2 protein-coding genes (1 of these 2 running past the window's edge) are annotated in these 16,815 nt (G+C 63.1%); both read right to left on the bottom strand.

Annotated features, from left to right (window positions below; genetic code table 11):
• Window positions 1-94: 94 nt before the first annotated feature.
• Window positions 95-3,328 carry a non-ribosomal peptide synthetase gene (locus tag ACEN8R_RS05125; RefSeq protein WP_018925342.1) on the bottom strand — a complete coding sequence of 1,078 codons (3,234 nt, stop codon included), beginning with the start codon at window positions 3,326-3,328 and terminating at the stop codon, window positions 95-97.
• Window positions 3,325-16,815, bottom strand: the 3' portion of a protein-coding gene (locus ACEN8R_RS05120; RefSeq protein WP_495624599.1) for a non-ribosomal peptide synthase/polyketide synthase. It continues 30 nt past the right edge of the window; the window shows 13,491 of its 13,521 coding nt (coding positions 31-13,521); the start codon falls outside the window, past its right edge; the stop codon is at window positions 3,325-3,327. The genes ACEN8R_RS05125 and ACEN8R_RS05120 overlap by 4 nt, the downstream gene beginning before the upstream one ends.

Raw genomic sequence — 16,815 nt, 5'->3', positions numbered from 1 at the left:
ACCGCGCAAAAACCGGAATGAGTTTATTTATCATTTGCGCAAACATTCAAAAAAAAGGCCGACGCATTGGGCGTCGGCCTTTTTTTCTGCTACTTCAACCGTTTTGTGCAGCCTTGGCGTTCTGCAGTTGCCGGGCTTTTTCGGTGAGCAACGCTTTTTCTTCGGGGCTCATGTTGTCCAGACGCAGCCTCGCCTGGGCCATCTTCTCCAACTGACCCGGACTGCTTTCCCGGGAGCGCAACGCCGCCGCCAGCCCCGCCACGGTCGGATGGTCAAACACCACGCCCGGCTGGATTTCGCACTGCAACAACTTGCGAATGCCGGCCACCAGTTTGATCACCAGCAAGGAATGGCCCCCGGCGGCGAAAAAGTCCCGGTCGATGCCCAGACGCTCAACCCCCAGCAACTGCGCCATGCGCGTCACCAGCAGTTGCTCAAGAGCATCGCGGGGCTGCATGGCTTCATCGTCAGCCGAAGTGGACACGAGTTGTTGCAAGGCCTTGCGGTCAACCTTGCCGTTGGCCAGTCGCGGGAAGCTGTCGATCAACTGCAAGTGCTGCGGCAGCATCACACTGGGCAGACGCCGCGCCAGTTCGTCGCGAACGGCATCGAGCAACGTCGCCGAAGGCGCCTGATGCGGCACGATGAACGCGAGCATCCCGTCTTGCGCGGACGGCCCCGGCAACACCAGTGCTTGCGCGACCTGTGGCACACGCAGTAACTCGGCTTCGATCTCTGCCAGTTCGATGCGGAAACCCCGCACCTTGATTTGCTGATCGCGCCGACCGTGCAACGTAATCGCCAGATCCGGGCGATAGCGGGCCAGGTCGCCGGTGCGGTACAGGCGCTCCTGCGGATTGAACGGGCTCTGGATAAACACTTGCGAATCGGCCTCGACATTCACGTAGCCGCGACACAACTGCGCGCCGCCGAGGTACAACTCGCCCAGCACACCGACTGGCGCCAGTTGCCGGTTATCGTCGAGTACAAACACCTGATTGTTGCCCAACACCCGGGACAGAACGCCGGTGTCAGGCACCGCCGCCTCCAGATCCAGCGGATGAACCAGCACGCCGACCGTGGCCTCGGTCGGGCCGTAGTGATTGAACACCCGGCAATCACTGCGCAAACCGGCGATCCGTTGCACCAATGCCTGGGCAATCGGCTCGCCACCCAGCACCAGCGTGCGCGGCAGTTGCGCGCGTTCGCTGTCGAGCAGCGCAGCCAGGTGCGACGGAACGATCTTCAGGCAATCGATGGCTTGCCGTTGCAGGAAGTCGGCAAACAAATTGCCGTCCTGCATTTGCTCATCGCTGGCCACATGCAGTGCGGCACCGTTGAACAAGGCGCCGAACAGCGCCGTGTTGCCCAGGTCCGCCGCCACCGTGGAGGTGAAGCCGAACTGCTGGCATTGATCCAGCCCCAGGGCCTGGCTGACGTGAGCGGTGTAATTAAGTAATTGCCGATGCTCGATGACCACGCCTTTCGGCATACCGGTGGAGCCGGAGGTGAACAGCACGTACGCCGCCTGATCGCCCTGTGTATCGTGGGTGATGGCCGACGTGCTCGCCGGGGTCGATTGCAGCACACGATCCACGGTCGCCAGAGGCAACGGATAATCGTGCCATTGCGCGATGTTCCCGGCGTCGACCAGCAGCAACGCAGCGCCGGCCTGTTCCAGCATCAAGGCTTGACGGGCTTGCGGCCATTGCGGGTCCAGCGGCAGGTACGCGGCGCCGATGCGCCACGCCGCGAGCATGGCGATCACCAGCTCCGCCGAGCGTGGCAAGGCCAGCGCGACGATAGCCCCCGGCCCCATGCCCTGGGCTTTTAATGCCTGGGCCAACACCTCGACCTTCGCCTGCAACTGCCCGTAACTCAGGCGTTGATCGCCGTCAGTCAGGGCGATAGCTTGCGGCGTGGTCCTGGCCCAGTCGGCAATGCGCTGCGGCAAGAACCGGCTATCGACCCGTGCTCGCGCTGGCGGGTTGATCGACAGCAAGCGCTGTTGTTCGGCGGCTCCCAACACGTTCAGTTGACCGAGTTCGGCGTGAAGATTGGCAACGATGTTTTCGAGCAATACGCGCAACTGCTCCAGCAACCCTTCCATCGCCTGAACCGAGTAACGGGACGCGTTGTAATGCAGGTGGAACGCGTGGGCGTTGCCCGCCTCGTCCGTTTCCAGTTCAAGCATTAATTCAAACAGTGCTTCGCGCACTGCCGAATGCGGAGTCCATTGCAGATCAGCGGACGTCGCGGCTTGCATGGCCCGGCACACGGCAAAACCATAGGCCGGGCGAGCCGCCGTCGGCGCCAGTTCAGGCGACCAGTATTCCTGCCACGTACGGTGCTCATCCAGGCGCGCCGCCAACTCCGCCACCCAAGTGCTGAACCCTGCATTCGCCGTCAGTGGCAGGTTCAGCGGCAGGGTTTTCTCGAACACGCCCACGGCATTACTGAAGTATTGGTAATCTTCGCGACTGTCATGCCGCACCCCGACCAGCACCTGTTGATGCCCGCTGAGCCGACCCAGCAACAGCCACCAGGCCGCTTGCAGCACCACACTCGGCGATTGCTCCAACGCCTCGGCCACTTGCTGCAAACCGCTGCGCAGTGCCGGATCGAGCGTGAGCGCCAGCGATTCAGTGGCCGACGACAACCCAGGATTCGCGTTGCGATAGGCCAGCCACGGAGTACTCAGATCAGGATCGACGCCTTGCAGGTGTTCCTGCCAGTAACTACGTGCGCCGGCCGCGTCTTCGTCGAGCACCACTTCACTGCGCCATTCCAGGTACTGGGTGAATTCACCGGTCTCTTCGTCGTCCGCCGCCGCTGATTGCCCATAGGCCCGCACCAATTGCTGATACAGCAACCGCACGCCGCTTGCATCGAGGCTGTGCCGGGCCAGACCCAAGACCAATTTCCATTGATCATCGGCCAAGCGATAGAGCACCGCTTGCGCGCCTTCGGACTCACCGACGACAAAAGCACGTTCCGCCCATTCGCTGAGCTGAGCCTGAATACCGGCCGGGGTATCGACCCGCACCTGCACGCTCAGCGGAAAGCGCTCCGCCCCCCCGACGAACTGCCGGACACCATGGAAACCCGGCGCCTTGCCCAGCCGCGCAACCAGCATCGGCTGTTGCGCCAGCAAGCGATCCAGCGCGCTTTGCATTCGCTGCGGATCGAGGGCGCCGCGGATCTCGATCTCCAGGAAATGCAGCGCATCACCACAGGCCGGGGCCTTGGGCAACTGCTCCAGCCACCGTTGCTGTTCAGGCGTCAAGGCGTAACCCAGGTCCTGCTGGTCCATCGATACCTCGTTCATGCTCCGGTTTCCTCGGTGTTCATTACGCGTTCAAGGGCGCTGCGGTCGAACATGTCGCCCATGGCCACGACAATCTTGCGCGGGCCTTCGAACGGATCACGGGCGTGGGCCACCAGCATGTTGTCGAGCAGGATGGCGTCGCCTTTTTGCCAGTCGAAACGCACCGCGCATTCTTCGTACAAGTCACCGATGCGTTGCATCACTTCATCTTCGATCGGCGTGCCGTCGCCGTAGAACACATGGCGCGGCAAGCGGTCCAGGCCGAACATCGACAACAGGTCTTCCCGCACGTCCGGCTCCAGCCAATAGATGTGATGCAGTTGCACCTGGTTGAAGAACGATTTGGCGCCGGTCACCGGGTGACGAATGATGGCCGGCCCTGGGGTGCGGGTTTGCAGTTCATTGTTGTCGAGCCAGCGCCATTCGATGCCGCCGGCCCGGCAGCGGGCCTCGACTTCGGCACGGTCTTCAGTCTTGAAGAAATGCTGCCAGGACACGTCGAGGTTGTCGGTGAAGGTGCGCACGTAAAGCAGGCCTTTTTCCTCGAACTTGTCCCGCAGGTCCACCGGCAGTTTTTCGTACATCAACCGGCAATCCACCACTGGAGTCGCACCGCCAATGGGCGCGGCTTGCTCGCAATAGAACATTTGCTTGCGCGGCCAGCGGTCCTGATGGGAGCTCTCGTTGTGGAACAGGATCATCTTGCGTTCCGGGTACGGCGTGGAGCGGTAGGTGTTCTTGCCGCCCTCGTTCTTCGGCAGATCGCCGTACTGGCCGTAAAGCCCTGGCTGGATCGCTTCGGCAAACGCCTCGAAGCCCTGAATGCCGTCCAGTTCGAAACCACGGAACAGAATCCCGGCGTGCCTGGCGAGTTTTTCTTCGATCAGCGGCCGGTTGTTGTTGATCCACTCGATCAAGTCCAGGTGCGGCTCGTTCGGTTCCAGCAGCAGCGGGAACGGCTGTGGTGCGGCGATCAGCGATTCGCGGATCGGCGCTGGTCGGGCCTTGGCCGCCGGGGCTGCGCCGCGCTTGAGGAACTTACCGAGTTTGTCGGCCTTGGGTCCGGGGACGGCAGGCTTGGCGGCCACCGCTAAATTGTCGACTGGCATGCTGATAGCTCCCAATAGAATGTCCTGATCAGCGACGATCTGTTCCAACAGGGCTATCCAGGCCTTGACCAGGTGCTGGATGCGCTCGTGTCCGAACAAGGTTGTGGCGAATTGCCAATTACCCAGCAATTGCCCTGCTTCATCGTCAACGAACAACGCCATGTCGAATTTAGAATGGGTCTCCAGCGCCGGCAGCGATTCCACGCTCAAACCGCCCATGGCCTGGGTGCGTCCCGGCAGGTTGTTCATCACGAACAACACTTGCACCAGCGGGTTCATGCCCTTGTGCCGCGGCACGTCCGAGGCGTCGACGATCATGTCGAACGGCAGGTCCTGATGCTCCAGGGCACTGAGCAGGGATTCCTGGGTCTGGCCCAGGAATCGGGCGAACGGCGTGGCGGCATCGAACTGCGAACGCAACGGCAAGACGTTGACGAAGAAGCCGATCAACCGTTCAAGCTCCGGCTGTTCACGCCCGGCCACGTCGGCGCCGACCAACACATCCGCAACGCCGCTGATCTGGTGCAACAACACCTGGAACGAGGCCAGCAGCGTGCTGTACAGCGTGACGCCCGCGTCCATGGACAACTGGCGCAAGGCCGTGCTGAGTGACGTGGTGAGCTGGAACTGCACCGAGTCACCGGCATAGGACGGTGTCAAACCACGGGGGTTATCCGATGGCAACTTCAGTTGCCCGCTATAGCCCGCGAGCCGCGCTTTCCAGTACTCGGCCTGGCGCGCCAGCACGCCTTGCTGTTCCAGTTCCTGCTGCCATAGCGCGAAGTCGGAATACTGCACCTCCAGCGCCGGCAACGGGGTCAGGTCACCGGCCTTGGTGCGGTGGTAAATCTGCACCAGTTCGTTGACCAGCAAGCCCATCGACCAGCCATCGGAAATGATGTGGTGCATCGCATAAAGCATCACATGCTCGGTCGGCCCCAGGTGCAGGATCCGCCCACGCAACAGTGGCGCGTGTTCCATATCAATCGGCGTGCGCGCGTTTTCCAGTGCTGCTTGCGCCACCCATTCTTCCTGGGCACTGCGGGACAGACCGGACAAATCGATCACCGGGAAATCCAGTTCAACCTGCTCGGCGATCACGGCAATCGGGTCACCTTCATCGTCCTGGGTATACGCGGTACGCAGCACTTCATGGCGGCGCACCACCTCGGCGAAACTGCTGATCAGCCGTTCCACCGACAACTCACCACGCAAACGCAAGGCCATCGGCATGCCATAGGCCGCGGTGCCGCCGGACAATTGCTCGGCGATCCACAAGCGACGCTGCACCAGCGACAACGGTGCGCTGTGCCGGGTGCCATGGGCCTTGAGCACCAAACCGTGGTGGCCGTTCGGCTCAGGTGTGCCCTGCTGCTGCGCGATCCACGCCGCCAGGTCCTTGAGTCGCGGATGGCTGAACAGGTCGCGCAGGCTCAACGTACAGGCCGTGAGTTTGCGCAGGCGCGAGACCGCTTGCGTGGCGAGCAGAGAATGCCCGCCCAGCTCGAAAAAGTGATCGTCGCGACCGACCTGATCCCGTTCCAGCACGTCCTGCCAGACCGTAGCGATCTGCTGTTCCAGTGCACCTTCAGGCGCGACAAAGTCCAACGCCACCAGACGGGCATCGACGCCCGGCAAGGCCTTGCGATCGATCTTGCCATTCGGGCTCAGGGGCAGGCCTTCGAGGAACAGCACATGGGTCGGAACCATGTAATCCGGCAGGCTGGCCTTCAGGCGTGCCTTGATGTCATTGCGCAACGCCGCCAGCGTGGATGAATCGGCGCTGGCTTGCGTCGGATCGTCGAACACCACGTACGCCACCAATTGCTGACCGATGGCGCCCGGTTGCGCCACCACCAGTGCCTGACGCACCGCAGGAACCCGCAGCAGATGGGTTTCTATTTCACCGAGCTCGATGCGCAATCCACGAATCTTCACTTGATGATCGACCCGCCCGACGTACTCAATCACGCCGTCGGCGCGATAACGCGCGAGGTCGCCGGTACGGTACACGCGGCCACCACCCAGTGGATCGAACGGGTCGGGAATGAAGCGTTCGGCGGTCAATTCCGGGCGCTGGAAGTAGCCCCGTGCGAGCAGCTCACCGCCAATCACCAGTTCACCGACCACACCGGCCGGCGCCGGTTGGCCCAGGGTGTCGAGTACATGAATCGCCCGGCCGCCCAACGCCCGGCCAATCGGCATGGTCACCGGCAACGGGTCGCGGCCGGACACGTAGTCGCTGCAATCGAGCAGCGTGGCGCTGACCGTGGCTTCGGTCGGGCCGTAGGTGTTCAGCAGGCGCACATGGCCCAGCCCGGCCCGGCCCCAGGCGGCAACACCTTCCGGCGGCATGGCTTCGCCACCGACGATCACCTGGCGCAACGCACCATAGTCACGATGACCCGCCGCCGCGAGGTCCTTGGCCAACATATTCCAGTAGGCAGTGGTCAGGTCGCTGACGCTGAACTGCTTGTCGCGCAGTTCGCGATACCAGGTCTCGCTGTCCCAGATGTCCGGCCCGCGCAGCACCACCGAGGCACCGCAAATCAGTGCCGGGTAAAGCTGCTCGACAAAGGCATCGAAGTTGAACGTGGCAAATTGCAGCGAGCGGTCCTGCGGCGTGAGGCCGAGGAAATCCAGGGCCACCCGGGCATGACGGGTCAGCGCCGAGTGGGTGATGCCAACGCCTTTCGGGCGCCCGGTGGAGCCCGAGGTGAACATCACATACGCCAGGTTTTGCGGGCCACTGCGCTGCGGCAGATTGTCGGTCTGGGTCGGGTAATCCAGTTGATCCAGGCTCAGGACGGTCACACCCGCAGCTTCTGGCAACGTCGGCACGAGGTGGCTTTGGGTCAACAGCACACGCAGACCGCTGTCCTCGATCATCGCGCCCAGTCGCTCGGCCGGGTACTCCGGGTCCAGCGGCACGTAGGCGCCACCGGCCTTGAGCACCGCCAGCAGGCTAATGATCATCTGCGTCGAACGCTCGACCGCAATGCCCACCAGCACTTCGGGGCCGACGCCGTGTTGCAGCAGCACGTGGGCCAATTGGTTGGCCTGGGCATTGAGCTGGGCATAGCTCAGGCGTTGCTCGTCGAAAATCAACGCCAGCGCGTGCGGCGTGCGTTCGGCTTGCCGTTCAAACAAACGCTGCACGCACATGTCATCGACCGGCAGCGCCAGCGGCTCGCGCACAGCGGTCGAGACCAGGGCCAGATCGCCCACGGCACTGGCGGCAGGTGCCTCGACCATCTGCAACAGCAGGTGCGCGAGATGCCCGGCCAGTTGTTCAATCGCGGCGTCATCGAACTGCTGACGATCGAAACTCAGTTGAAACGACAACTCGGCGCCGAGGTTGACCGACAGGGTCAACGGGTAATTGGTTTGTTCGAAGTTACCCACTTCACCGAAGCGCAGATCTTGCGGTGCGCCCTGTTGCAGGGCTTCGGAGATCGGGTAGTTCTCGAACACCAGAATGTTGTCGAACAGGGCTTCGCCGCCCTGCCCGGCCCAACGCTGGATGTCGAACAGTGCGGTGTGTTCTTGCTCACGCAAGGCCAGGTTCTGCGCCTGCACCTGTTGCAACCACTGCGCCAGCGGCTGTTCGGCCCGTGGGCTGGCGACCACCGGCAAGGTGTTGATGAACAGGCCGATCTGCTGCTCGACCCCGGCCAGTTGCGCCGGACGTCCGGACACCGTGGCGCCGAAACTGACCGTGTCCAGCCCGGTATAGCGTTGCAACAGCAGCAGCCAGGCTGCCTGCACCAGGGTGTTGAGGGTGACTTTCTGTTCCCGTGCAAACGTGTTGAGCCCGGCGGTCTGCGCCAGGTCCAGGGTCAGGAAATGCTCGCCCTGGGCGGCGTTGGCCGCTTCGCTGCCGGTCCACACCAGCGCTTTGGCCAACCGGGTCGGCTCATCGAACCCGGCCAACTGGCCTTTCCAGAAACCTTCGGTGACCTGCGCGTCCTGTTGCGTCAGCCATTCGATGTAGTCGCGATAACACCCCGCCGTGTTCGCCGGCACCTGGCCGCTGTAGCGTTGCAGCACTTCCCCGAGCAGCTGCGAATTGCTCCAGCCGTCCATCAAGATGTGATGGCTGGTGTAGATCAGGTGAAAACGCGCGTTGTCGAGACGCACCACCGTCAGGTTCAGCAACGGTGCGGCGGCAAGATCAAAACCCTGCTGGCGCTGCGCGGCCGCCAGTTCGCTGAGCGCCAGGGCCACATCGCTCTGGTCGCGCCAGTCATGGAAGGTGAACGGTACGGCCAGTTGCTTGTGGATCACCTGCAACGGACGCTTGAATTCTCCGTCCCAGACAAAACTGCTGCGCAGCACATCGTGCGCATCCATTGCCGCTTGCCAGGCCTCGCGGAAACGCTCGACGTTCAAGCCTTCGACATCCACGCACAGCTGATTGATGTAATCGCCGGCCTGCTGCTCGTAGAGGGTGTGGAACAGCATGCCTTGCTGCATCGGTGACAGCGGGTAAATGTCTTCGACCTGGCGTGGCGTCACGGGCAATGAATCAAGCTGGCGTTGCGTCAACCCGGCCAGCGGGAAGTCCGACGGTGTCAGGCCCTGATGCCGAGCCTCACAGCAGTGCTCGATCAACAGCCCCAGTTCCCGCGCATAAGCCTGCGCCAATCGCTCGATGGTCGACTGATCGAACATCTGCCCGCTGAACGTCCAGCCAATACTCAATTCGCCGCCATACACACGGCCATTGAGGGTCAGCCAATTGTCCAGCGGTGCCAGCGGACTTTGCTCCGCGCCCGCCGATTCGCTGGCCGGGGTGAACAGTGCGCCCGCCTCGTCGCCAAACCCGGCATCGAACTGGCCGAGGTAGTTGAAGGTAATGCGCGGCACGGGCAAGGCTTGCAGCATTTGCCGGGTACTGTCATTGCCCAGGTAGCGCAGCGCGCCAAAGCCCAGGCCTTTATCGGGGATCGCCCGCAGTTGCTCCTTGATCGTCTTGATCGAGTCCTGCGGCGTGCTCGCCGGGGTCAGCCGAACCGGGAACAGACTGGTGAACCAACCCACGCTGCGGCTCAAATCGAGTTCGTCGAACAGCGCCTCGCGACCGTGGCCTTCGAGCTGGATCAGGGTCGAGGCGTCGCCCGTCCAGTCCGCAATCACCCGCGCCAGCGCCGTCAGCAACAGGTCGTTTACCTGCGTGCGATAGGCCGCCGGTGCCTCCTGCAACAGCTGGCGGGTCTGCTGTTTGTCCAGACGGGTCTGCACATGCAAGGCGTGGCGATTGTGCAACTCGCCCTGGGGTCGATCGCAGGGCAAGTCATTGCGTGCATCCTGCAACTGTTCTTGCCAGAACCTCAGCTGAGCCTGCATCGCCGGGCTGTCGGCATGCTGTTGCAAGCGTCGCGCCCAGGCCTGGGTGGCACTGGTCTTGGCCGGCAATGTGAGCGTTTGGCCGGCCTGCAACTGCTCATAGGTCTGTTGCAGGTCTTCAAGCAGAATGCGCCAGGACACGCCGTCGACCACCAGGTGATGGATCACCAGCAACAGTCGCTGGCTGCCATCGGCCATGTTCGCCAGCACCGCGCGCAGCAGATTACCGCTCGCCAGTTCGAGGCTGCGCTGTGCCTGTTCGCCCAACTGTTCGAGTGCCGCCGCATCGGCAACCTCGGAGGTCCACAGCAGCGGCGACTGTTGCCAGAGCGCCTGTTGCTCGGCCGGGGAGCGATGCTGCGCGGTCCATTTATTACCCTGACGGGTGAAGGCCAGACGTAACACGTCGTGATGGCTGACCAGTGCCTGCAACGCACGCTCCAGGTGTTCGGCGTGCAGTGGTTTGGCGGACTTGAGCAGCACCGACTGGTTCCAGTGGTGCGGCTCGGCCATCTCGCGTTCAAAGAACAACTGCTGGAATGGCAGCAACGGCGTATCGCCAGTGACCGGGCCCTGGTCGATGCGCAAGTCGCTGTCGCCGACCTTCGCCACCGCCGCGAGGCTTTGCACGTTCTGGTGCAGGAACAGGTCTTTGGGGCTGAAATGAATCCCCGCCTGACGCGCCCGGCTGACTACCTGGATCGAGATGATCGAATCGCCGCCCAGCTCGAAGAAGTTGTCGCTGATTCCCACCTGCGACCGACCCAGCACGCTTTGCCAGATCTCCACCAGCGCTTGTTCCATAGCGCTGGTCGGGGCGCTGTAAGCCTTGCTGCTGGCTGTGGTGTCAGCCTTGGGCAACGCTTTGCGTTCCAGTTTGCCGTTGGGGCTGACCGGCATTTTTTCCAGCCACAGCCAATGCTGCGGGACCATGTAGTCCGGCAATGTCTGGCTCAGGTGTTCCTTGAGACTGCGCTGCAAGGCGTTGCGAGTTTCATCGTCGGCGTGCAGCAATGCGTCGCGGGCCGGCACCACATACGCCACCAGCAGCGTGCCGTCCTGGGCGATGACCACGGTTTCACGGACTTCGGCGTGTTCAGCCAGGCGCGCTTCGATCTCGCCCAATTCGATGCGCAGGCCACGGATTTTCACCTGATGGTCCATGCGCCCGGCGTATTCGATCACCCCGTCGGCGCGATAACGCGCCAGGTCGCCGGTGCGGTACAGACGCTGGCCGTCACCGAACGGGCTGGTCGCGAAGCGCTCCGCCGTGAGCGACGGGCGACGGTGATAACCCCGGGCCAGGCCTTCGCCGCCCAGGTACAACTCACCAATCACGCCCACCGGCACCGGCGACAACTCGTGATCGAGAATGTAAGTGCCCAGGTTGGCGATCGGCTGGCCGATCGGCACGCTGTCGCGCCCTTCCTCGATGCACGTCCAGTGCGTGACGTCGATGGCCGCTTCGGTCGGGCCGTAGAGGTTGTACAGCCCGGCATTCGGCAGCTTGGCAAACACTTGCTGCTGCGCGTCCACTGGCAGGGCTTCGCCGCTGCAGACAATCCGGGTCAGGCTGCGGCACTGGCCCACCGCAGGGTCTTGCAGGAACGCCTGCAACATCGACGGCACGAAATGCAGCGTGGTGATGCGTTGCGCGGTGATCAACTCGATCAACTGCGCCGGATCACGATGAACACCCGGTGCGGCCACCACCAGGGTCGAACCGGTCAACAGCGGCCAGAAGAACTCCCAGACCGACACGTCGAAACTGAACGGCGTTTTTTGCAACACGCTGTCCGTGGCGTCGAGCCGATAGGCCTGCTGCATCCAGCACAGGCGATTGACCAGTGCCGAATGACGGTTGCCCGCGCCTTTCGGTTTACCGGTGGAGCCCGAGGTGTAGATCACATAGGCAAGGTTTTCCCCGTCGAGATCAACGCCAGGGTTGGCATCGCTGCGGCCTTCCAGCCAGTCGCCGTCCTGATCCAGCACCAGGCTGCGAATGCCGGCCGGAATCGGCAACTGCTCAAGCAAATGGCTCTGGGTCAGCAGCAACTGGATGCCGCTGTCTGCAAACATATAGGCCAAACGTTCCTGCGGGTATTCCGGGTCCAGGGGCAAATAGGCACCGCCGGCCTTGAGAATCGCCAGCAAGCCCACGACCATTTCCACCGACCGCTCGACCGCGATGCCCACCAGCACATCCGGGCCGACACCCTGCTCGATCAGCACGTGAGCCAGTTGGTTGGCGCGGCCATTGAGTTCGGCGTAGCTCAGGCGTTGCTCGGCAAACACCAGCGCACACGCCTGCGGGGTTTTACCGACCTGCTCTTCGATCAGCGCCTGCACGCTGCGATGCAACGGGTAGTCGACAGCGGTGGCGTTCCAACCGGCGACCGTCAATTGCCGCTCGCGGTCATCGAGCAACGCCAATTGCCCGACCGGACGGTGGATGTCCTCGACCAGGCCCTGCAACAGATTCAGCCAGTGCCGGCCCATGCGCTCGATGGTCGATGGCTCGAACAAATCAGTGGCGTAGGTCAGTGACGCGTGCAGGCCTTGCGGGTTATCACTGGTGTCCAGGGTCAGGTCGAACTGCGCGGTGCGGTGTTCCCAACTGAGGTTTGCCAGCTCGATGCCCGGCAACGATTCGGCCAGCGTTGAGGCCGCTTCGCTGCGATGGTTGAACATCGCCTGGAACAGCGGGCTGTGACTCAGGTTGCGTTGCGGTTGCAGCGCATCGACCAGTTGCTCGAACGGCAGGTCCTGATGCATCTGCGCCGCCATGGCCGTCTGCTTCACCTGTTGCAGCAATTGCGCGCCCGTCAGCTGGCCGTCGAACTCGGCGCGCAGCACTTGAGTGTTGACGAAGAAGCCGATCAGACGCTCGGTCTCCAGCCGATTACGGTTGGCAATCGGCACGCCGACGCGGATATCGGCCTGGCCGCTGTAGCGATGCAGCAAGGTCTGGAACGAGCCGAGCAACAGCATGAACAGCGTGACGTTTTCCCGTCGGGCCAAGGCCTTCAGGGCATTGCTCAGGGATTCGTCGAGGGCAATCGGCAGACGCGCGCCACGGAAACTTTGCTGCGCCGGACGCGGATGATCCAGTGGCAGCTCCAGCAGCGGCTGTTCGCTGCCGAGTTTTTCGCACCAGTAGGCCAACTGCCGATCCCGTTCGCCGGCGGCCATCCATTGACGCTGCCACACCGCATAGTCGGCGTACTGCACCGGCAGTGGCGGCAATTCGGCCGGCCGGCCCTGGCTGATCGCCGCATACAGGCCCATCAAATCGTCGATCATCACCTGCAACGACCAGGCGTCGGAGACGATGTGGTGCAGGGTCAGAATCAGCACGTGATCCTGCTCGCCCACCTGCAGCAGAACGAAGCGCACCAACGAGCCGTCGAGCACATCGAACGGGCGTTGTGTTTCCTGTTCGACGAAGACCTTGATGCTCGCCTCATCGCTGGCCGCCAGGCGTTGTTCGACAAAGCTCACGCGACCTTGCGGGCGGATCACCTGCCAGGTGCGGCCATCTTCCTCGACGAACGCTGTGCGCAGGCTTTCGTGGCGCACCACCAGCGTCTCGAAGCTGCGTTGCAGGGCATTTTTGTCCAGCGCGCCGCGCATCCGCAGCGCGGTCGGGATGTTGTAGGCGGCGCTGTCGGGGTCCATTTTCCACAGGAACCATTGGCGCTCCTGGGCAAAGGACAGCGCCAGCGGTTGGTCACGGTCGACCCGGGTCATCGGCGGTGACTGTTCGCCCGGCTCGGCGCCCAGCGCCTGGACGAAATCCTCCAGGGTGCTGTGCTCGAACAGGCTGCGCAACGGCACCTGAATGCCCAGCACCCGACGCACCCGCGACACCACTTGGGTCACCAGCAGGGAGTGCCCGCCCAGCTCGAAGAAGTTGTCGGTCAGGCCCACGCGGTCCAGCTTCAGTACGTCCTGCCAGATGGCGGCGACTTGCTGTTGCCGCTCGCTCTGTGGGGCGACATAACGCGCCTGTAACTGGCTCGCGTCCACCGCTGGCAACGCCTTGCGATTGAGTTTGCCGTTAGGTGTCAGCGGCAGGTTGGCGAGGAACAGCAGATGCGCCGGGACCATGAATTCCGGCAGGCATTCCTTGAGCCGCGCCTTGAGTTCATCGCGCAGACGCAGTTGCTCGTCGGCGGCATCGAGGTCCAGTTGCGGCGCGACCACATAGGCCACCAGTTGCTGGCTGCCCAGGGCTTCCTGCGCCAGCACCGCCACTTCACGGACTGCTGGCTGCTCCAGCAAACGCGCCTCGATTTCACCCAGTTCGATGCGGAAACCGCGGATCTTCACTTGATGGTCGATACGCCCCATGTATTCGAGCACGCCGTCGTGACGATGGCGCGCCAGATCGCCGGTACGGTACAGCCGCGCGCCGTTGCCGAACGGGTCGGGCAGGAAGCGCTCGGCGGTCATTGCCGCTCGGTCGTGATACCCACGGGCCAGGCCATCCCCGCCGATCAGCAGTTCGCCAATCGAGCCCGCCGGGTTCGGTGCCAGGTCATCACCCAAAATGTACAGCGTGGTGTTGGCAATCGGTTTGCCCAGGTACGGCTGGCGCTGCTCGCGGGTCAGCTGCCAGGCCGCCGACCAGATGGTGGTTTCGGTCGGGCCATAAAGGTTCCAGACCTGCCCCGCCAGACCGAGCATGCGTTGGGCCAGGTCATCGGCCAGCGCTTCGCCACCGCAGAGGAATTTACAACCCTGGAGGGTGGGCGCCTGTTCATGGTCGAGCAACATGCGCCAGGTCGACGGCGTGGCTTGCACCATCGTGACTTGCTGTTGCCGGATCATCTCCAGCAGCGCTTGCGGATCCTGGGCGGTGTGCTTGTCCACCAGCACCACACGGGCACCGCTGAGCAGCGGGCCGTAGATTTCCAGGCCGAAAATATCGAACGAGAACGTGGTCAGCGACAGCATGCGGTCCTGGGCCTCGATGCCCGGCGCCTTGACCATGCTCACCACGAAGTTCACCAGCGCCTGATGGCGCACCATCACCCCTTTGGGCTTGCCGGTGGAGCCGGAGGTGTAAATCGCATACGCCAGGTGTTCACCGCTGAGCGCTACCTGCGGATCGGCCTCGCTGTAACCGCGAGCGTGCTCGCCTTGCGGGTCGAGCAACAGGGTCTGCACGCCGGCCGGAATCGGCAATTGCCCGATCAAATGCGCCTGGGTCAGCAGCAGTTGCAAGCCACTGTCTTCGATCATGTGCGCCAGACGGTCTTCAGGGTATTGCGGGTCCAGCGGCACGTAGGCACCGCCCGCCTTGAGAATCGCCATCAGCCCGATCAGCATTTCCAGGCTACGGTCGATGGCGATACCGACCAACTGATCCGGGCCGACGCCCCGTTCGATCAGCCGATGGGCCAACTGGTTGGCCTGGCGATTGAGTTGCGCATAACTCAGGGATTGCCCGTCGAACACCAACGCCGTGGCCTCTGGCGTGCGCCGGGCCTGGGCTTCGATCAATTGATGGATGCAACGGTCGGTCGGGTATTCGGCGGCGCTGCGGTTCCAGTCGACCAGCACCCGCTGTTGTTCGGTTTCGTCGAGCAGGCCTAGTTCGCCTAAACGCTGATGCGGATCGGCAACGATGCTGCCCAACAGGTTTTGCCAATGCCGTGCCAGACGCTCGATGGTCGCGCCGTCAAACAGGTCGGTGGCATAGGTCAGCTGTGCGCCGAGGCCTTCGGGGCCGTCGAAGGTTTCCAGGGTCAGGTCGAATTGCGCGGTGCGCGATGGCTGATGCAAGTGGCGGATCGTCAGCGCCGACTCGCCGGTGCCCTGGCGGCTTTGGCTGGCGCCGGTGCTCTGGTGGTTGTACATGACCTGGAACAGCGGGCTGTAACTCAGGCTGCGTTCCGGCTGCAAAGCCTCGACCAATTGCTCGAAAGGCAGGTCCTGATGCGCCTGGGCGGCCATCGCGGTCTGCTTGACCTGGGCCAGCAGCGTGCTGAACGTGGCCTGAGCGTCGAACTCGGTCTTGAGCACCTGGGTGTTGACGAAGAAGCCGATCAGCCGCTCGGTCTCGACCCGGTTGCGGTTAGCGGTGGGCACGCCGACGCGAATCTCGGCCTGGCCACTGTAGCGATGCAACAAGGTCTGGAACGACGCCAGCAACAGCATGAACAGGGTGACGTTTTCACTTTTGGCCAAGGCCCTCAGGCGCTCGCCCAGTGCCGGCGGCAACGCCAGCTCATGACGGGCGCCACGCAGGCTCTGCACCGCCGGACGCGGGTAATCGGTGGGCAATTCCAGCACCGGATGTTCGCCGCCCAAGTGCGCCTGCCAATACTCCAGCTGCCGCTCGCGCTCCCCGGCTTCCATCCAGTGCCGTTGCCAGATGCCATAGTCGGCGTACTGGATCGACAGCGCCGGCAAAGCGAGTTCCTGGCCCTGGCGGTAAGCGCCGTACAGTTGCAGCAGTTCATCGACCATGACCCGCATCGACGCGCCATCCGAGGCGATGTGGTGCTGGGTCAGGGTCAGCACGTGCTCCTGCGCACCAAGGCGCAGCAGGCTGACGCGCAACAGCGGCCCGTTGACCAAGTCGAACGGCTGCCCGGCCTGTTCGGCGACGAACGCTTGAATCTGCGCTTCTGGCGACAGGGCATCGGGGCTTTCATCCAGTTCATGCACGGCGACGGTCAGGTTCATGTGCGGATGAATCACCTGCACCGCTTGCTCATCCTGCTGCCGGAACGTGGTGCGCAGGCTTTGATGACGGGCAATCAGCGCATTGAACCCCCGTTCGAGTGCCGCGATGTCGAGTTCGCCCTGCAACTGCATGGCACTGGGGATGTTGTAGGCGGCGCTGTCGGGGTCCATCTGCCAGAGGAACCACTGGCGCTCCTGAGCAAAAGACAGCGGCACCGGATCGAACTGCGACTGGGTTTCGGGAATCGGCAGGTTCGCCGGTGAAACGCCCTCCTCGAGCATCTTCTGCAGATAGACCCTGCGCTTGTCGAGCGGCAAAGTAATGAAGCGCCG

The organism is Pseudomonas sp. Pseusp15 (assembly GCF_059492165.1).
The sequence above is the reverse complement of the archived record's forward strand: the minus strand, read 5'-3'. Positions and strand labels throughout refer to the sequence as shown.